This window comes from Pseudothauera lacus, from assembly GCF_003034845.1.
Lineage (GTDB): Bacteria > Pseudomonadota > Gammaproteobacteria > Burkholderiales > Rhodocyclaceae > Pseudothauera > Pseudothauera lacus.
Genome location: NZ_PZKC01000001.1, coordinates 120,105 through 138,800, shown reverse-complemented (window position 1 = coordinate 138,800; position 18,696 = coordinate 120,105). Strand labels below are relative to the sequence as shown.

Annotated in this window: 12 protein-coding genes; 7 read left to right on the top strand and 5 right to left on the bottom strand. The window is 68.2% G+C overall.

Annotated elements, in window-relative coordinates; translation table 11 throughout:
* Positions 1-12: 12 nt before the first annotated feature.
* Positions 13-1,287: an EAL domain-containing protein gene (locus tag C8261_RS00605; RefSeq protein WP_107491717.1), complete on the top strand. Its 1,275-nt coding sequence runs from the start codon at positions 13-15 to the stop codon at positions 1,285-1,287.
* Between the two features lie 10 nt (positions 1,288-1,297).
* Entirely contained in the window at positions 1,298-3,007 is a 1,710-nt protein-coding gene (locus tag C8261_RS00600) for a diguanylate cyclase (protein WP_107491716.1), read from the top strand.
* On the opposite strand, the gene C8261_RS00595 is transcribed toward C8261_RS00600, so the two are convergent.
* Positions 2,999-4,009 (bottom strand): transporter substrate-binding domain-containing protein, encoded by a 1,011-nt coding sequence (locus C8261_RS00595; protein ID WP_181358785.1) that lies wholly within the window; start codon positions 4,007-4,009, stop codon positions 2,999-3,001. The two genes, C8261_RS00600 and C8261_RS00595, sit on opposite strands and share 9 nt — an antisense overlap.
* Positions 4,010-4,141: 132 nt before the next feature.
* On the opposite strand from C8261_RS00595, the gene C8261_RS00590 reads away from it, so the two are divergent.
* A complete protein-coding gene (locus C8261_RS00590) occupies positions 4,142-5,512 on the top strand; it encodes a GGDEF domain-containing protein (RefSeq protein WP_107491714.1) in 1,371 nt (456 codons plus the stop codon).
* Between the two features lie 51 nt (positions 5,513-5,563).
* Here the strand turns inward: C8261_RS00590 and C8261_RS00585 are convergent, their stop codons facing one another.
* The 4 genes from C8261_RS00585 to C8261_RS00570 form a co-directional block, all read right to left on the bottom strand.
* Positions 5,564-6,094, bottom strand: a complete 531-nt coding sequence (locus C8261_RS00585) for an ankyrin repeat domain-containing protein (protein ID WP_107491713.1) — start codon at positions 6,092-6,094, stop codon at positions 5,564-5,566.
* Positions 6,091-6,549, bottom strand: a complete 459-nt coding sequence (locus C8261_RS00580) for a hypothetical protein (protein ID WP_107491712.1) — start codon at positions 6,547-6,549, stop codon at positions 6,091-6,093. The genes C8261_RS00585 and C8261_RS00580 overlap by 4 nt, the downstream gene beginning before the upstream one ends.
* A gap of 179 nt (positions 6,550-6,728) precedes the next feature.
* Positions 6,729-9,218 carry an ABC transporter permease gene (locus tag C8261_RS00575; protein ID WP_235864787.1) on the bottom strand — a complete coding sequence of 830 codons (2,490 nt, stop codon included), beginning with the start codon at positions 9,216-9,218 and terminating at the stop codon, positions 6,729-6,731.
* A gap of 68 nt (positions 9,219-9,286) precedes the next feature.
* Positions 9,287-10,462 (bottom strand): M20 aminoacylase family protein, encoded by a 1,176-nt coding sequence (locus tag C8261_RS00570; protein ID WP_107491711.1) that lies wholly within the window; start codon positions 10,460-10,462, stop codon positions 9,287-9,289.
* 221 nt (positions 10,463-10,683) lie between these two features.
* On the opposite strand from C8261_RS00570, the gene C8261_RS00565 reads away from it, so the two are divergent.
* From C8261_RS00565 to C8261_RS00550, 4 genes are read left to right on the top strand one after another with little or no spacing between them, the layout of a single operon-like run.
* Positions 10,684-14,034, top strand: a complete 3,351-nt coding sequence (locus tag C8261_RS00565) for a transglutaminase family protein (protein WP_107491710.1) — start codon at positions 10,684-10,686, stop codon at positions 14,032-14,034.
* 54 nt (positions 14,035-14,088) lie between these two features.
* A complete protein-coding gene (locus tag C8261_RS00560) occupies positions 14,089-16,572 on the top strand; it encodes a circularly permuted type 2 ATP-grasp protein (protein WP_107491709.1) in 2,484 nt (827 codons plus the stop codon).
* A complete protein-coding gene (locus C8261_RS00555) occupies positions 16,569-17,531 on the top strand; it encodes a transglutaminase family protein (protein WP_107491708.1) in 963 nt (320 codons plus the stop codon). The genes C8261_RS00560 and C8261_RS00555 overlap by 4 nt, the downstream gene beginning before the upstream one ends.
* Positions 17,532-17,560: 29 nt before the next feature.
* Positions 17,561-18,457: a histone deacetylase family protein gene (locus tag C8261_RS00550; protein WP_107491707.1), complete on the top strand. Its 897-nt coding sequence runs from the start codon at positions 17,561-17,563 to the stop codon at positions 18,455-18,457.
* Positions 18,458-18,696: the final 239 nt, after the last annotated feature.

Below are 18,696 nucleotides of genomic sequence, written 5' to 3'. Positions count from 1 at the left end.
CCCGCCGTCGCGATGCCCGATTTTCCTTCCCCTGCCCTCTCAGGCCGTCCCATCGGCGATTTTGCCACCATCGATGCTGCACTGCAGCGCGACGGCGGGCCGCTGACCCTGGCCTGGGCGGAGTTCTCGCTGCGCAGCCACCTGCAACCCATCGTCAGTTTCAGCCACCGCAGCGTGGTCGGCCACGAGGGCCTGGTGCGCGCGCGTCTTGCCGACGGCACCGCGGTGGCTCCGTACACCCTGCTGCGCGAGGCCGACAGCGCGGCCGAACTGATCGAACTCGACCGCTGCTGCCGTCTGCTGCACATTGCCCAGACGGCGGCCTGGGGGTGCGACGGCTATCTGTTCCTGAACATGCATCCGCTGGCCTTCGCCAGTCTTGCCGCCACCGATTGCGCCACCTTCATGCGCGAAGCCTGCGCGACACTGGGCCTGCCGGCCGAACGCATCGTCATCGAGATCACCGAGGATGTGCTCACCGACGATTCGGCCTTCGAATCCAGCGTCGCCTACCTGCGCGAACTGGGCTGCCGCATCGCCCTCGACGACTTCGGCGCCGGCCATTCCAACTTCGACCGCGTGTGGCGGCTGAAGCCCGACATCGTCAAGCTCGACCGCGACTTCGCCACCCGCGCAGCCAGCGACGAGGCCGCCCGGCGGCTGTTGCCGCAGATCGTCGAACTGCTCCACGAAGCGGGTTCGCTGGTGCTGTTGGAAGGCATCGAGAACGCCGAGCAGGCGCGCATCGCGATGGCCGCCGACGTCGATTTCGCCCAGGGCTTCTACTTCGGCCACCCTTCCGGGGAGGCACCGCAGGCGGAGCTGGTGGTAGCGGCCATCGACCGGGTGTGGACGGACTACGACACCACCCAGGCCGATGACGCGCGGCGCTACCGCGAGCGCATCGGCGACTACGTCAACGCCATCGGCCACGCCGCCACCCTGCTCGCCGACCGGCGCAGCATGGACGAGGCGCTGGCGCTGTTCCTCAGCCAGCCCGGCGCGCTGCGCTGCTTCCTGCTCGACGAGCAGGGTTTCCAGATCAGCCGCAACATCCCCGCCCACGGTGAACGCCTGGCCCACGGCATCACTCCTGAGGTAGACGCCGCACGCTCGCGCTGGTCACGGCGGCCCTACTTCCGCCGCGCCCTCGACACCCCCGGACGGGTCTGCGTCACCCGCCCCTATCTGTGCATTTCCAGCGCCGTGCTGTGCGTCACCGTGTCGATCAGCTTCATGCTCGCCGGGCAGCGCCGCGTGCTCTGCGGCGACGTGGCCTGGGGCTGAGCGCTTTCTCATGAAGCGCCTGCTGCTTGCCCTTGCGCTGCTGTGGACGGCTTCGCTGGCGGCGGGTGCGCACGGCAACAGCTTCGAGCTTGCCGCCGGCAGCCGCTTCGGCCAGGCCCTCGATGCCCATGTCGAGATACTCGCCGATCCCTCGCGCAACCTCGACATCGAGGCCGTGGCGGCCGCTGACGCGGCCTTCGAGCCCAGCTCCGGCAAGCTCGCCTTCGGCTTCGTCAACGAGGCGCGCTGGATACGTGCCACCGTACGCCGCCCCGCCGGCGCGCCGCACGACTGGCTGCTGGAGATACCCTTCCCTTCCCTCGACGACGTACGCGTGTATGTGCCCGATAGCAGCGGAGGCTGGCACGAATACGTCACCGGCGACCACTACCCCTTCGCCCAGCGCCCGCTGCCCTATCGCCACTTCGTCTTCCCGCTCGTGCTCGCCGACGAGGCACCGCTGAGCTTCTACGTGCGCGTCGATACCGCCGACAGCATGGCGATACCCCTGCGCATGTGGAGCGGTGAAGCCTTCTTCGCCCACCTCGCGCAGGCCGAGATCGTCCTCGCCCTGTACTACGGCGTGATCATCGCCATGGTGATCTACAACGCCTTCCTCGGCATCGCGCTGCGCGACCGTACCTACATCTATTACATCGGCGCGGCACTGGCGATCCTGCTCACGGTGATGGAACTCAACGGCCACGCCTTCCAGTGGCTGTGGCCAAACTGGCAGTGGATGGCCGACAACCAGCATGTGCTGCTGCCCGCGCTGCACTTCTGTGCCGCGGCGCTATGGACCCGCGCCTTCCTGCAGACCCGCGTCCACACCCCGCGCGCCGACCGCGCCCTGAGCCTGCTGATCGGCCTCTGCGCCGTGCTGGTGGCACTCAGTCTGGCCGGCCATTACCCGCTCGCCAACCAGCTGGTGATGGTGGTCGGCATGCTCGGCGTGGTGATCTACCTGAGCTGCGGTATTGGCGCCATCCGTGCCGGCTACGCGCCGGCGCGCATCTTCCTGCTCGCCCAGCTTGCCCTGCTCGCCGGCGGGCTGGCGGTGGTGCTGCGCGGCCTCGGCCTGATGGCACCCAACCTGCTCTCCGAATACGGCCTGCAGGCCGGCGCCGCGGCGGAGGTGATCCTCTTCTCCATCGCCCTCGCACAGCGCGTCGATCTGCTCCGTGGCGAACGCGCCGCAGCCCTGCACATGGCCCACAACGACGCCCTCACCGGGCTCGGCAACCGCCTCGGCCTCGATCTGCGTCTCGCCGAGCTGCTCCGCCAGCATGCCGTAAGCCGCCAGCCTTTTGCACTGCTGGTGGTCGATCTGGACGAGTTCAAGCCGGTCAACGACAGCTGGGGGCACGCAGTGGGCGATGCCCTGCTGGTGGAGGTCGGCCGCCGCCTGCAGTCCTGCGTGCGCGCCAGCGATCTGGTTGCCCGCCGTGGCGGCGACGAGTTCGTCGTCCTCATGCCGGGAATGGGGCGCAGCGCAGCGCTGGAAGAATGCGCCGCCAAGATCGTCGCCGCACTGGCCGCACCCTGCGTCATCGAAGGCCACACCCTGCGCGTCAGTGCCAGCGTCGGTGTCGCCAGCTGTCCCGACGACGGCGCCGATCCGCTGGAGCTGTTCAAGCGCGCCGACCGCGCGATGTATGTTGCCAAGGCGCACGGGCGCAACCGCTACGAACTTGCCGCCAGGACCCCGGCTTCAGCGTAGTGGCGGCGGGAAGAACAGGCCGCCGTCGCGCCACAGGCGGTTGTGGCCGCGCTCCAGGCGCAGCGGGCTGTCGCGACCGACGGTGCGCTCGAAGATCTGTGCGTAGTTACCAACCTGGCTGACGACATTGAACGCCCAGCGCGGGCTCAGTCCGGGCAGGCTGCTGTCGTCCTCGCTGCGCCCGCCCAGCAGGCGGACTTCGGCCGGAGCACCGTCACCGACCTGGCCCACGCGCGCGGCGGTGAGCCCATGCACCTCGGCCACCAGGGTGGCGTTGATCACCCAGCGCACGATGGTGAACCACTGCTCGTCAGCAGCAGCCACGTAGGGCCCCAGCGGTTCACGCGACAGCGTTTCGTCAAGAATGCGCCAGCGCGCCGGATCGGGCGTGCGGGTAGCGCGCAGCGAGGCCAGTTCGGCGCGGTCGCCACTGATCAGCTCGCACTCGCGGCGCAGGAAGCGGTTCAGACGCTCCTCGGAACTGCCGGTGGCCACCAGCGTGAGTTCCAGGTCGTACTGGCGGGAGACGTCGTCGAGATTGTCCGCTGAAGTGGTGCCACCCTGCACGCAGACCCGCCGTCCACGGGCATCGCCAAGACGGTTGATGGCGCTGTCGGCCCACACCATCAGGGCCTGGCCGTCATGGAAGATCGGCGTGACGAAACGTACCCCCATGGTGGCGTCGCGCCGCAAGGTTCCGGTGGCCATGCCGAAAGCGATATCGATCTCGCCACGCGCGAGGGCGCCGAACTTGTTCGCGGTGTTGATGCGCTCGAGCTCCACCGCATCCGCATCGCCCAGCGTCGCAGCAGCCACTGCACGGCAGAATTCGACATCGAGCCCGCTCGGCCGGCCGTCCTGGCCCAAGCCGCCGAAGCCGGCGGTGCCGTCGATGGCGCAACGCACGCTGCCGCGTGCGCGAACCTCGTCGAGCGTTGCCGCGGCGGCCAGACCAGGCAACAGCATGCACCCAAGGGCGATCCCCGCCATCAGCTTTCTCATCGCAGCAACTCCCTCACCAGTCTGGGTGGCGCAAGCACCCGGAATACTGGCAAGCATAGCTCCAAAGGCATAGCATGTGAGAACATCGGCAGCTGTTCCATCAAGCCATTCCCCTCCCCCTTTCGAGCAAGCATGTCCGCCAGTCGGCCCGCGCAGGCCCCCGTCGCCACCATACGCAGGCGCTTCCTGCGTTTTTCCTCCCTGCTGACGGCGATCATCGTCGCCCTGCTGGCGGCCCTGCTGGCCCTGCAGGTCAGCGCGCAGCGCCAGGTGCGTGAACTTGAGCGCACGGTGCTGCCAAGCTGGCGTGCTGCCCTGCAGCTGAGTGCCGACGTGCGCACCGTCAACGTCCAGGCCGCGCGCCTGCCGCTGGCACTGAGCGAAGGCGAACTGTACACCGTGCGCAGCCTCGTCGATGCCGCCAAGGCGCTGCTGCTGGACAGCTTCGAGGCCAGTGCGCCCGGCCTCTCGCCCACCGACGAACAGTCCTTGCGGCGTACCCTGGAAGAGATCGGTACTGCAGTCGATCTGGCCACTGACCTGGCTGTCCGTCGCATTGGCCTCGCCGCCCAGGAAGGCAGTGCGCCAGGCGTTGGCGAGCAGGTACTGTCTCTCGAGCGGCGGGTCCTGCTGCGCCAGGAACGCGATCTTTCACGTCGTATCGACGACCTCCACCTGACGCTGGCCAGCCACATCGCCATCGTCGCCGCCGACAACGAGCGCCAGCTCGATGAGCAACGTACGCGCATCACCCGCCTGCGCGAGCTCCAGACCGTGCTGCTGGTCGTCGCCGGGGTGTTGATGGCGGCGGTGATGTTCGCCCAGTTCCGCCTCGTCGACCGCCATCTGCTGCGTCGCCTGGAAAACCTGCGGCGCAGCATGGCCGAAGGCATGGTGGCACCGCAGCTGATCAGCCGCGGTCCGCCGCGTGACGAGCTCGACGCCATGCTGGTCGAACTCGCCGCACTGCTCGAACGCCTCGCCGACCAGGCCCAGGAGCTGCAGAAGCTCGCCACCAGCGATCCTCTCACCACACAGGCCAACCGTCGCAGCCTGTTCGAAAGACTGGCCCATGAAGTGGAACGCGCGCGCCGTTACCGGCGCCCGCTGTCGGCGCTGATGATCGACATCGATCACTTCAAGCCGATCAACGACACCTGGGGCCATGCCGCCGGCGACCGCGTCCTGCGCAGCGTCGCCGACGTGCTCGCCGCCACCGTGCGCCAGAGCGATCTGCTGGCGCGTTACGGCGGCGAGGAGTTCGTCGTGCTGCTGCCCGAAACCGATGCCGTGGACGCCAGCCGGCTTGGTGAGCTGATGCGCTCGCGGGTCGCCGAAACGGTGCAGCAGGTCGGCGGCGGGCACACCGCGCAGGTCACCGTGTCGATAGGCTGTGCCACCCTGCGCGGCGACGAGAGCGCCGACGCCTTCATCGAGCGCGCCGATGAGGCGGTCTATCGTGCCAAGGGGCGCGGACGCAACTGCGTGGAATGCGCGCCCTGAGGGGAAGGAGTCACCCCAGTGCGTGCAGAGGTCCGCGACTTGTAGGGCCATTCAACGCGATGTCCGAGCTTCCAGCATTTGAATGATTGCCGTCCGACCGGCGTCGGGGTACTCCTGCTGGACCTTGCGCGCACGATCCAGCGGAGTCATGCCGCTCGCATCAATCGCATCGGGATCGGCGCCATGCTCAAGCAGCAGTTCCACCTGCCACAGCGTCGCATCCATGGCAGCGAGATGCAGCGGCGTAAAGCGCGCTGACGAGTCCTGATCAACGGCGTTTACATCTACTCCGTGACTGACGAGGATGCGCAGCATCTCCCTTCCCGCAACCTCATTGCTCAGCATGACCGGAAAACGCGCCGCGCCGTGCTTGTTCAGCAACGCGACGTTCTCGGCTGAACGCAGCTTGACGACAAGAACCTTTTTGCACATCCACGCAATCGGGGTCTGCGCCGAACCGTAACAGCTGATCAGGCCATTGACTGTGTCCTGGCTCAACTCATGAACCAGCTTGCCGCCGGCGCCGACGACGACCAGCGCGGCAAGGCCAACAGCCAGCCCGATCTTTGACTTCCTGCTCATGCGCTCACCGGGCTGTTCAGGTGGATCAACCGAATCTGCCGGGCAAGAGGCAGTCCGTTTGCGACCTCCCAGAAACGTTCGCGCAAGCTTCCGGCCAGCTCGATACGAACCACCTCATAGATCTCGACATCCTCAAGATCACGGCTTCTGGCATGTTTGAAATGGTGCCGCAGTGCTCCTTGAGCGAACTTTCTGGCGATGAGCTTGATGGCGGCATTGGGGCGAGCGCTGGCCAAGAATATCGACTTGACGAACCCCATCGCGTAACTCCCGTCGATTGCGGCAATCAATGCGCTCTGGGCAAGCCGCCGTGCATCGTGATTCATTTCCATCGAGTGAATTCTGCTTGATGAGTGGGGCCAGAAGAACCGGAGGACAAGTCTTGATTCGTTCTCGTCCATCATCAGTTCTTCGTTACTGAACCACTTGACGGATAGCAGCAGTTGGGAACTCATCGTAACTCCTCCGCTCTTCATGCAAAACGGGAATCATAGATGAACTCAATTCCAAATGCATTACCTCGGTCGCTTGCGGCGCCGCTCGGCTCGACCTCTGAATGTTATGAACATCGCCGCTTTGCAGAGCGAATGGGCTGACCCATCAACGCCACGGGACTTCAGGCGAGCAGCAGCTCTTACAGAGCCCGCAGGCTGGCCAGCGGCGGGCGCGCCAGCAGCCCGCGCACGCCCAGCCAGCCGCCGCCGAGCACGGCCAGCATGCCGGCCAGCACGGCACCCAGCACCGGCAACAGCGCGGGGACATAGCTGATGTTGAAGACCTGCCCGGCAAGCACCCAGCCGATGGCGCTGGCGCCGATGCCGGCGAGCAGGCCGGCAACCGCACCGAGGGCGAGGAACTCGGCGAGCAGCGCGTGGCGCACCTGATGGTTGCGCGCGCCCAGGGTGCGCAGCATGGCCAGTTCGTATTCGCGCTCGTCGTGGGTGGCCTGCAGCGCGGCATACAGCACCACCAGACCGGCGGCGAGCGAGAAGCCGAAGACGAACTGCACGACGACGATGAGCTTCTCCATCATGCCCTGTACCTGCGCCAGCACTGCGGCGATGTCGATCACCGTAACGTTGGGGAAGGCGTTCACCAGCCGGGTGATCACCGCCTGCTCGCCGGGCGGCAGGTGGAAGCTGGTGATCAGGCTGGCGGGATGGTCGGCGAGCGTCGCCGGCGTGCCGATGAAGAAGAAGTTGACCCGCATCGAATCCCACTCGAGGCGGCGCACGCTGCTGACTTCGCCACTCACCGCGTTGCCGGCGACGATGAAGCTGACTTCGTCGCCGACGGCGATGCCGAAGGTCTGCGCCAGCCCCTCCTCGATGGAGAACTGCGGGCGCGCCTCATCGCCGTGCCAGCGTCCGCCGACGATGCTGTTGCCGGCGGGCAGGCGGGTGCCGTAGGAAAGGTTGAATTCGCGCTCGGCGAGCCGCCGGCTGCGGTCGTCGGTGTACTCGGCGACCTTGATCGGTGCGCCGTTGATGTGGCTCAGGCGGCCGCGGATCATCGGTTGCAGGTCGGGCTCGGCGAGACCGGCAGCGCCGAACAGCGCACGCACGCCATCGGCCTGATGCGGCTGGATGTTGATGACGAAGCGGTTGGGGGCATCAGCCGGGGTGCTCTGGCGCCAGTTGTCGAGCAGGTCAGCGCGGATGAGGGTCAGCAGCAGCAGGGCAGTGAGGCCGATGCCCAGCGCGCTGGCCTGGATCACGCTGCCCCCCATGCGCCGCGCCAGTGCCGCAAGGCCGTAGCGCCAGCCCCCCGCCGGGCTGCCGGCGCGCAGACGCGCCGCGGCCCCCAGCAGGACGCGCGCGGCGAGCGCGAAGAGGCCCAGCGCCAGTGCGAAGCCGCCGGCGACCATGGCGCCGAGGCGCAGATCGGCGGCAATCCAGAAGATCACCGCGAGCAGCGCCAGCGCTCCCGCACCCCAGGCAAGACCGGCGACGGGCTCCACCGCACCGAGTTCGCGGCGCAGCACACGCAGCGTCGGTACCCGCCCGAGGCGCAGCAGTTGCGGCAGGGAAAAGCCCACCAGCAGCACCAGCCCGACGGCCAGGCCGTGCGCCAGAGGCAGTAGCGAGGGGGCCGGCAGCGAGGTCGCGACGACGTCGGCGACGATGGCGGCCAGCGCGAACTGGGTGAGCCAGCCCAGCGCGGCGCCGGCCAGCGCGGCGAGGCTGGCGAAGATGACGAACTCGCTGATGAACAGGCGCAGCACCTGCCCCTGGGCCGCCCCCAGGCAGCGCATCACGGCGCAACCATCGAGATGGCGCTGCATGAAGCGGCGCGACGACAGCCCCACGGCGACGGCGGCAAGAATCACTGCGAGCAGTGCGGCAAGGCGCAGGAAGCGCTGCGCCTGGTCGAGTGCCGCACGCACCTCGGGACGGGCGTTGGCGATGGTTTCCACGGCCTGCCCGCGCCCCAGGCGCGTGCGCGCCCAGCGCTCGTAGTCGTCCACCGCAGCAGGGCTGCCCGCGAGGTGCAGGCGCCAGGTGGCGCGACTGCCCTCGACAAGGAGGCCGGTGGCGTCGAGGTCGGCGGTGTTGAACAGGGCGCGCGGCAGCACGCTGAAGAAGTTGGCCCCGCGATCGGCCTCGAAGCTGATCATGGCGCCGACGCGGAATTCGACCAGGCCAAGGCCGACGAGGTCGCCAACCTGCACGCCCAGTTCGGCGAACAGGCGCTCGTCCAGCCACAGTTCGCCGCGCTCGGGCACCCGCCCGGCTTCGGCGTCGGGCTGGTTGGGGCCAGGGGCAATACGGATCGCACCGCGCAGGGGGTAACCGGCATCGACAGCCTTGACCCCGGCCAGTGCAGCACCCTCCTCGGTGCTAGCCATGCTGGTGAACAGCACCGTACGTGCACTGCTCAGTCCACGGCGCTGCGCCTCGGCGGTGAATTCGTCGGCCCACGGGTGGTCGGCACGCAGCAGCAGATCGCCGCCAAGCAGTTGGTTGGCCTCGCGATCGAGGCCGCGGGCGACGCGATCGGCAAGAAAGCCGACGCTGGTGAGGCTGGCCACCGCAATCAGGATGGCCAGCCCGAGCAGGTGCAGCTCGCCGGCGCGCAGGTCGCGCAGCATCATGCGCAGGGCGAGTCGGAAAAAGGCGGGCATGGCTCAGTCCTGTTGTCGGCGGTGCGATTCCGAGTCGTCGCGCGTCGCGATGGTTCCTGCGGTAGTGTTCAGCGCGGCGCGCGTCCGAGTATCTCGCGCACCAGCTCCACCCAGTAGCTGACGCCGAGCGGGATGGCTTCGTCGTTGAAGTCGTAGGCCGGGTTGTGCAGCGTGCATCCTCCCTCCCCCGGGCCGTTGCCGATCCACACATAGCAGCCCGGCTTCTTCTGCAGGAAATAGGCGAAATCCTCGGCGCCCATGCTGGCGCGCGCGGCGGTGTCCACTGCCTCCTCGCCGGCCACCCGGCGCGCCACTGCGGCGCACAGCGCGGCTTCGGCAACGCTGTTGATGGTCGGCGGATAGCCGCGGCGGTAGCTGAGCTCGATGTGTACGCCGAAGGCAGCGGCGATGCCGGCGGTCAGTTCGCCCAGGCGGCGCTCGACGCAGTCCTGCACGGAGGTGGAAAAGGCGCGCACGGTACCGCTCAGCTGCGCACGCTCGGGAATGACGTTGTAGGCATCGCCGGCGTGGAACTGGGTCACCGAGACCACTGCGGCATCGAGCGGGTCGAGGGTGCGCGCGACGATGGTCTGCACCGCCTGCACCAGCGCGGCGCCGGCGGCCACCGGGTCGCGCCCGAGGTGGGGCATGGCGGCATGACCGCCGTGGCCGACGATGTCAATGTCAAAGCGGTCGGCGCTGGCCATCACCGGGCCGGCGTGTACGGCAAAGCGCCCCAGCGCCATCCCCGGCCAGTTGTGCATGCCGAACACCGCCTCCATCGGGAAGCGCTCGAAAAGGCCATCCTCGATCATCGCCCGCGCTCCGCCCTCGCCTTCCTCGGCGGGCTGGAAGATCAGGTATACGGTGCCGTCGAAGTCGTCGCTGGCCGCGAGCAGCTCGGCGGCACCGAGCAGCATGGTGGTGTGGCCGTCATGCCCGCAGGCGTGCATGCAGCCGGCGTGGCGCGACCTGTGGGCGAAGTCGTTGCGCTCCTGGATGGGCAGCGCGTCCATGTCGGCACGCAGGCCGATGGCGCGCAGGCCCTTGCCACGACGGATGACACCGACCACACCGGTGCGGCCGATGCCGCGATGCGTTTCGATACCCAGCGCCTGCAGGTGATCGGCAACCAGCGCGGCGGTGCGGTGCTCGGCAAAGGCGAGCTCGGGGTGGGCGTGGATGTCGCGGCGGATGGCGGTCAGCTTCTGGTGGCTGGCGCGCGCACGGTCGATGACGCTCATGTTCTTCTACCTGTTGTAATGTTGCTCTGCTGGAGTGCCTTATTACACCACGGCAGGCAGGGCGCGCACAGGCCATCCTGGTGCGCACCAGTGCGGGGCATGCACGCTTGCGGTGCGCGCCATCGCCGGCCGCGTACGGATCCCGTTGGCAATGAGCCGTGCCACGGCATGGCGCGGGAATTGCTGATCAGCGCACAACCCTTTCCGCAAAGGAAGCATCCATGTCGATCCATGTAGCCCTGCATCACCTCACCCGCTACCGCTACGACCGCCCGATCAATCTTGGCCCGCAGATCGTCCGCCTGCGTCCGGCGCCGCACAGCCGCACGCGCATCCTGTCGTACTCGCTGAAGGTGCAGCCCGCAGGGCACTTCATCAACTGGCAGCAGGACCCGCAGTCCAACTATCTGGCCCGCCTGGTGTTTCCGGAGCAGACCACGCATTTCGACATCGAGGTCGATCTGGTTGCCGAAATGGCGGTGATCAACCCCTTTGATTTCTTCCTCGAACCGCATGCGGAGAACTTTCCCTTCGAGTACGAGGCCTGGCAGCGCGAGGAGCTCGCACCCTACTTCAAGACCCTGCCGCTGACCCCGAAGTTCAAGGCCTACCTCGATGCCGTGCCGCGCAACAAGAAGCAGAGCGTGAACTTCCTGGTCGATCTGAACCGCGAACTCTACGAGCACATCCGTTACCTGATCCGTCTCGAACCGGGCGTGCAGACGCCCGAGGAGACGCTGGACAAGCAGTCCGGCTCCTGCCGCGACTCTGCCTGGCTGCTGGTGCAGCTGGCGCGCCATCTGGGCCTGGCCGCACGCTTCGTGTCCGGCTATCTGATCCAGCTCACCGCGGACGTCAAATCGCTCGACGGTCCCTCCGGCCCGGAGGCCGACTTCACCGACCTGCATGCCTGGTGCGAGGTGTATCTGCCCGGGGCGGGCTGGATCGGCCTCGACCCCACCTCCGGTCTGTTCGCCGGCGAAGGACACATTCCCTTGTCGTGCACCCCCGAGCCCGGTTCGGCGGCGCCGGTCACCGGGGTGCTCGACGAATGCGAGGTCGAGTTCGAGCACCACATGAAGGTCACCCGCATCTGGGAGGCGCCGCGCGTCACCAAGCCCTACACCGAGGCGCAGTGGATGGAGATCGAGGCCCTCGGCCACGCCATCGACGCCGAACTGCAGGTCAATGACGTACGCCTCACCCAGGGTGGCGAGCCGACCTTCGTGTCGGTGGACGACCCCGACGGCGCGGAATGGAACACCGCGGCCCTCGGCCCCGACAAGAAACGCCTTTCCGCCGAGCTTTTCCACCGCCTGCGGCAGAAGTACGCGCCGCGCGGGCTGGTGCATTTCGGCCAGGGCAAGTGGTACCCCGGCGAACAGCTGCCACGCTGGTCGCTGAACTGCTTCTGGCGCAAGGACGGTGAACCGCTCTGGGAGGACGCCCTGCTGATCGCCGACGAACATGGCAGCGGCGGCGCCGACGAGAAGATCGCCGGGCAGTTCCTGCGCACGCTCGCCCAGCGCCTACAGGTGGATGCCCAGCATGTCTTCCCGGCCTATGAGGATGCCTTCTACTACCTCTGGCGCGAGCGCCGCCTGCCGGTCAACGTCGACCCCTTCGACGCCCGCCTCGACGACCCGCTGGAGCGCGCCCGGCTGGCGCAGGTGTTCAGCCGCGGGCTGGACAGCGTCATCGGCCACGTCCTGCCGCTGGCCCGCAGCGCCGACGGCGCGGCCTGGCAGAGCGGGGCATGGTTCCTGCGCAGCGAGCGCTGCTACCTGATACCGGGCGACTCGGCGCTGGGCTACCGCCTGCCGCTCGACTCGCAGCCCTGGGTGGCCGAGGGCGATTACCCGTGGATCCATCAACCCGATCCCTTCGACCACTACCCCGCGCTGGCTCCGCATGCCGCGCTGCGCCGCCAGTTCGCCACCGGCGAGGTACGCGCCCCGGCGGTGAGCACCGCCGCCGCGCGTGGCGGACGGGGGCAGACAGCCGCCACCACAGCCGCACAGGCGCCACTCAGCAAGCAGTCGGCGGCGTCGATCACCCGCACGGCGCTGTGCGCCGAGGCACGCGAGGGCACCCTGTACCTGTTCATGCCGCCGCTGGCACGCCTGGAGGACTACCTCGAACTGGTCGCCGCCATCGAGGCCACCGCCGCCGAGTTCGGCCAGCCGGTGCTGCTGGAAGGCTACGAGCCGCCGCGTGATCCGCGCCTGGCGCACTTCCGCATCACCCCCGACCCCGGGGTCGTCGAGGTGAACATCCATCCGGCGTCGTCGTGGGACGAACTCGTCGACCAGACCACCCATCTGTATGACGCGGCCCATTATTCGCGCCTGAGCACCGAGAAGTTCATGCTCGACGGCCGCCACACCGGCACCGGCGGCGGCAACCACTTCGTGCTCGGCGGCGCCACGCCGGCCGATTCGCCTTTCCTGCGCCGCCCCGACCTGCTGAAGAGCCTGATCGCCTACTGGCACAACCACCCCTCCTTGTCCTACCTGTTCTCGGGGATGTTCATCGGCCCTACCTCGCAGGCCCCGCGCATCGATGAGGCACGCAACGATTCGGTGTACGAGATCGAGCTGGCCTTCCGCGAGATGGAGCGCATCTGCGCCCAGGGGACGAACGGCTGCCCGCCGTGGATGGTGGACCGTCTGCTGCGCAACCTGCTCATCGACGTCACCGGCAATACCCATCGTGCCGAATTCTGCGTCGACAAGCTGTATTCGCCCGACGGACCCACCGGGCGTCTTGGCCTGCTCGAACTGCGCGCCTTCGAGATGCCCCCGCACGCACGCATGAGCCTCACCCAGCAGCTGCTGCTGCGCGCGCTGGTGGCACGCTTCTGGAAGACACCCTACGAGCCGCCACAACTGGTGCGCTGGGGCACCGAACTGCACGACCGCTTCCTGCTGCCGCACTTCGTCTGGCAGGACTTCTGCGACGTCATCGACGACCTGCAGCGCGCCGGCTACCCGCTGCGCGCCGAATGGTTCGCCCCGCACCAGGAATTCCGCTTCCCCAAGTACGGCGACTTCGCCGTCAAGGGCATGACCCTGGAGCTGCGCGCCGCGCTTGAACCCTGGCATGTGATGGGCGAGGAAGGCGCCATCGGCGGCACCGTGCGCTATGTCGATTCCTCCGTCGAGCGCCTGCAGGTCAAGCTCAGCGGGGCGCCGCCGGCGCGCTACCGCGTCACCTGCAACGGCGAGACCGTACCGCTGGTATCCACCGGCACAGTCGGCGAGTTCGTCGCCGGGGTACGCTACCGCGCCTGGCAGCCGCCGTCCTGCCTGCATCCGACCATCGGCGTGGACAGCCCGCTGGTGTTCGACCTCGTCGACACCTGGAACGACCGCAGCCTGGGTGGCTGCCAGTACCATGTGGCGCACCCCGGAGGGCGCAACTTCGACACCTTCCCGGTGAACGCCTTCGAGGCCGAAAGCCGCCGCCTGGCGCGCTTCTTCCGCATGGGGCACACCCCCGGCGGGCTGCACGCAGGGGAAGCCCGGATAAACCCCGAGTTTCCGTTCACGCTAGACTTGCGGCAGTCCTGACGCCGTTCCGCCGCTCCGCGGAGCGGCATTACTTTTGGTGGATCCCGCCCGCTCATGCCTCCCGGCCTCATCGCAAGCTATCCGCACGCCGCCGACCGCTACGACGAAATGCTCGCCGCGCCCGGCCAGCCGCGGCCGCACTGGCAGCCCTTCGCCGAGCGTCTGGCGCGCTTCCCGGAATCCATCCTCGGCCACCGCGCGGATTTCGTGCGCGGCGCCATCGAAGCCGACGGCGTCACCTACAACGTGTACACCGACCCCAAGGGCACCAAGCGCCCATGGGAACTCGACATGCTGCCGCTCATCGTCGGCAGCGAGGAATGGGAGGAGCTGGGCAGCGCTGTCGCGCAGCGCGCGCGCCTGCTCAACGCCATTCTCGCCGACCTCTACGGCGCCCGCAGCCTGCTCACCGAGGGCCTGCTGCCGCCGGCGCTGGTATTCGGCCAGCACGGCTACAAGTGGCCATGCCAGGGCGTGCTGCCGCCGGCGGGAATCTGGCTGCACAGCTACGCGGTGGATCTCGCCCGCGCCCCGGACGGCAAGTGGTGGGCGATCGCCGACCGCACCCAGGGCCCGTCGGGGGCCGGCTACGCGCTGCAGAACCGCATCATCGTCTCGCGTACCTTTCCCGATGCCTTCCGCGAGCTGCACGTGCAGCCGCTGGCGAGCTTCTTCCGTGCCATCCAGGACAGCCTCGCGCGCCTGGCACCGCACGACGGCGAAGCCCCTCTGGCGGTACTGCTCACCCCCGGACCATACAACGAGACCTACTTCGAGCACGCCTTTCTTGCCCGCTACCTCGGTTTCCCGCTCGTCGAGGGGCAGGATCTCACCGTCCGCGACGACACCGTCTATCTCAAGACCCTGCGCGGTCTGCGCCGCGTTCACGCGATCCTGCGCCGCCTCGACGACGACTTCTGCGATCCGCTGGAGCTGCGTGCCGATTCGGCCCTGGGCATTCCCGGGCTGATGGGGGCGATCCGTGCCGGGCGCGTGCTGATGGCCAACCAGCTCGGCAGCGGCGTGCTCGAATCGGCCGCCCTGCTCGGTTTCCTGCCGGCAATCTGCGAGCGCCTGCTCGGCGAAACGCTGCTGATGCCGTCGGTGGCAACGTGGTGGTGCGGCGAGGAGCCGGCGCTCGAATACGTCCTCGAACACCTCGACGACCTGGTGATCAAGCCGGCTTTCTCGTCGATGCGCATGGAGGCGGTATTCGGCCACGAGCTGAAGGGTGACTCGCGCCGTCGCATGATCGAGCGCATCGTCGCCCAGCCCCATGCCTACGTTGGCCAGGAATGGGTGCGCCTGTCGCAGGCGCCGGTGTGGAACCGCAAGCTGATGCCGCGCTCGGTCGGCATGCGGGTGTTTGCCGCGGCCACTCCCGACGGCTACACGGTGATGCCCGGCGCCCTCGGCCGTGTGGCGCCGCGCGCCGGCATGGAGGTAATCTCCATGCAGCGCGGCGGCCTCTCCAAGGACACCTGGGTGCGTGCCGAAGCACCGGTGGTGCGCACCAGCCTGCTGAAGCGCCGCCTGGGGGTGATCGACCTGGTCTGCGGCGGCGCCGACATCCCCTCCCGCGTCGGCGAGAACCTGTTCTGGATGGGGCGTTACGCCGAGCGCTGCGAAGCCAGTGCACGCCTGCTGCGCGCCGCGCTGGTGCGTGTGTCGAGTTCCGACCCGGAAACGGAGCTGCGTCTCTCCGGGCTCCTCGACGCTGCCCGCCGCAGCGGCGTGCTGCCGCCCGACGAGGACGGCAAGGAAGACCCGCGTCCGCTCGAAGAGGCCCTTACCGCCGCCCTCGTCGACGCCGATCAGCCCGGTTCTGTGGCCGCCAACCTGCGTGCATTGGCCTATGCTGCCGGGCACGTCAAGGAGCGCCTGTCCTCGGACAACTGGCACGCCCTCAACCACCTCGAGCAACTGCTCTCACGCCCGGTGGCAACGGTGGACCAGGCCCTTTCGGCGCTCGATCAGGTGATGCTGTCGTGCATCTCGCTGGCCGGCTTCGCCTTCGACGACATGACCCGTGACGAGGGCTGGCGCTTCCTCATCCTCGGCCGCCGCATCGAACGCCTGTACGGCCTGTCCACGCTGATCATGCGCCCGCTGGCGGAGGGCGTGCGCGAGCGCGAGCGGATGTTCGAATGGCTGCTCGAAGCGGCCAACTCCATCGTCACCTACCGTGCGCGCTACCGCCGCGTACCGGAACTGCTGCCCCTCGCCCACCTGCTCGTGTTCGACGGCAGCAACCCGCATTCGGTGGCTTTCCAGGTCGAAGCCCTGCAGAACGAACTGGCCCGCACCGCGCGCGATCTCGGCCACCCCTACCCTTCACTGATGATAGACCCGCTCGCCCGCCGCCTCGCCGACTTCGACCTCACCCGTTTCGAAGCCGAGGACTGCGAACTGGCCGTGCGCACCCTGCGCACCCTGCTGGCCGAAGCCGAGGATGCCGCCGGCAACCTCTCCGAAGAGGTGCACCGGCGCTTCTTCATCCATACCGTGCGTCCCATGCATCTGCGGAGGGTGGCGTGAACCAGGCCGTACCTGCCATCGTGCGCTATCACATCCGTCACGACACCCGTTACCGCTACGACCAGCCGGTCGGCGAATCGCGCCAGCTGCTGCGCCTCACCCCGCGCGAGCTGCCCTGGCAGCACACCTGCGCGCATCGCCTCGACATCGCCCCCGAACCGGCACGCCGGCAGGCCTTCGTCGACGGCCTCGGCAACCTCGTCGAGACCCTGCACTTCGAACGCGACCACGACGCCCTCTTCATCCGCGCCGAGAGCTGGGTCGAGCTCAGGCAGCGCGACCTCCCCGCACTGGCCGATTCGCCACCCTGGGAGACAGTCCGCGAGATGCTCGAGTACCGTGCCGGACGCGGTTTCGACGAAGCCCGGCTGGAGGCCTGCGGCTATCTCTTCGAATCCCGCCACGTCCGCGTCAAGCGCGAGTTCGCCGACTACGCCGCCGCCGACTTTGCCGCCGGCGCGCCGCTGCTGGTGGGGGTGAACCGCCTGATGCGGCGCATCTTCGACGAATTCACCTTCGACCCCGAAGCCACCGACGTGTCCACGCCGGTCACCGAAGTCTTCGAGCACCGCCGCGGGGTGTGCCAGGACTTTGCCCACTTCATGCTCTCCTGCCTGCGCTCGCTGGGGCTGCCGGCGCGCTACGTCAGCGGCTATCTGCTCACCCGGCCGCCGCCGGGCAAGGCCCGCCTGATCGGCGCCGATGCCACCCACGCCTGGGTGGCGGTGTATTGCCCCGGCCATGGCTGGGTGGATTTCGATCCCACCAATGCGCTGATGCCCGACCTCGAACACATCACCATCGGCTGGGGGCACGATTTCGCCGACGTCTCGCCGCTGCGCGGCGTCATTCTCGGTGGCGGCGAGCATGAGCCGGAGATCGCCGTCACGGTGGTTCCCGAGGACGAGTTCCACACCCTCTACGGCAGTGCCGAACTGCCCGGCCTGCAGCCGGCCTGAAGACCCCTGACGGCAACGCCCGCGTGGCGATGAAGCTCTTCCACACCGACCATTTCGCCCTCCCGCTGCCGCCCGGGCATCGCTTCCCGATGGAGAAGTACGCCCGCCTGCGCATGCGCATCGCCAGCAGTCCGATGTTTGCCCCTGAGGCCCTGCGCGAACCGGCGGCGGCCGACGATATCGCCCTGCTGCGTGCCCACGACGCCAGCTATGTGAGGCAGGTGTGCGAGGGCAGCCTCGACGCTGCGGCACTGCGGCGCATCGGTTTCCCGTGGTCGGCGGCGATGGTCGAGCGTTCGCGGCGCTCCGCCGGCGCCACCCTGGCAGCCTGCCGGGCCGCGCTGGAGGATGGCTGTGCAGCCAGCCTGGCCGGTGGCACCCATCACGCCCATCGCGATTTCGGCTCCGGCTTCTGCGTCTTCAACGACGCCGCAGTCGCAGCACTGGCGATGCTCGCCGAAGGGCGCGCGCAACGCGTCGCGGTGGTCGATTGCGATGTTCACCAGGGTGACGGTACCGCCACCATCCTCGCCGGCCATCCGGCGACCTTCACCTTCAGCATCCACGGCGCGAAGAACTTCCCTTTCCGCAAGGCGCACAGCGACCTCGACATCGAGCTGCCCGACGGCACCACCGACGCACCCTACCTCGCCGCCCTCGACCGCGGCCTGGAGGCGGTCTTCGACGGCTTCGCCCCCGATCTGGTGATCTATCTCGCCGGCGCCGACCCCTATGCCGACGACCGTCTCGGGCGGCTGGCGCTCAGCATGGCGGGACTTGCCGAACGCGACCGCCGCGTGCTCGACGCCTGCCGCAGGCGCGGCAGCGCCCTGGCCATCGCGATGGCCGGCGGCTACGCCCGCAACATCGACGACACCGTCGCCATCCACGCCGCCACCCTCGAACTGGCGGCGCACCAGCGCTGAGCTCCGGAACCACGGGCGCGGCTGCTCCGTCAATACGACCACGGTCCAGTGCGCCAGGCCTCTTTGTTAGGCTATCGTGAACCAGTGCTCGGGCCGGGCAGACGTTCCCATGCACGCCGGCAAAGCTTCCAGTACTATTACTATCGAAATAGCCACACAACGCCGCGGCAGTTCCGTCTGCGGCATGCTTCAGCGAGTCCCAAACTGCGCGCCTCAGCCTTCCTGTCCGCCCTGCGTCT

What these genes read in the sequence shown, in the direction of transcription:
- C8261_RS00550 (WP_107491707.1), top strand. Translation starts at nt 17,561, where the DNA reads ATGAAGCTCTTCCACACCGACCATTTCGCCCTCCCGCTGCCGCCCGGG.
- C8261_RS00590 (WP_107491714.1), top strand. Translation starts at nt 4,142, where the DNA reads ATGTCCGCCAGTCGGCCCGCGCAGGCCCCCGTCGCCACCATACGCAGG.
- C8261_RS00580 (WP_107491712.1), bottom strand. Translation starts at nt 6,549, where the DNA reads ATGAGTTCCCAACTGCTGCTATCCGTCAAGTGGTTCAGTAACGAAGAA.
- C8261_RS00575 (WP_235864787.1), bottom strand. Translation starts at nt 9,218, where the DNA reads ATGCCCGCCTTTTTCCGACTCGCCCTGCGCATGATGCTGCGCGACCTG.
- C8261_RS00565 (WP_107491710.1), top strand. Translation starts at nt 10,684, where the DNA reads ATGTCGATCCATGTAGCCCTGCATCACCTCACCCGCTACCGCTACGAC.
- C8261_RS00595 (WP_181358785.1), bottom strand. Translation starts at nt 4,009, where the DNA reads ATGAGAAAGCTGATGGCGGGGATCGCCCTTGGGTGCATGCTGTTGCCT.
- C8261_RS00560 (WP_107491709.1), top strand. Translation starts at nt 14,089, where the DNA reads ATGCCTCCCGGCCTCATCGCAAGCTATCCGCACGCCGCCGACCGCTAC.
- C8261_RS00570 (WP_107491711.1), bottom strand. Translation starts at nt 10,462, where the DNA reads ATGAGCGTCATCGACCGTGCGCGCGCCAGCCACCAGAAGCTGACCGCC.
- C8261_RS00600 (WP_107491716.1), top strand. Translation starts at nt 1,298, where the DNA reads ATGAAGCGCCTGCTGCTTGCCCTTGCGCTGCTGTGGACGGCTTCGCTG.
- C8261_RS00585 (WP_107491713.1), bottom strand. Translation starts at nt 6,094, where the DNA reads ATGAGCAGGAAGTCAAAGATCGGGCTGGCTGTTGGCCTTGCCGCGCTG.
- C8261_RS00605 (WP_107491717.1), top strand. Translation starts at nt 13, where the DNA reads ATGCCCGATTTTCCTTCCCCTGCCCTCTCAGGCCGTCCCATCGGCGAT.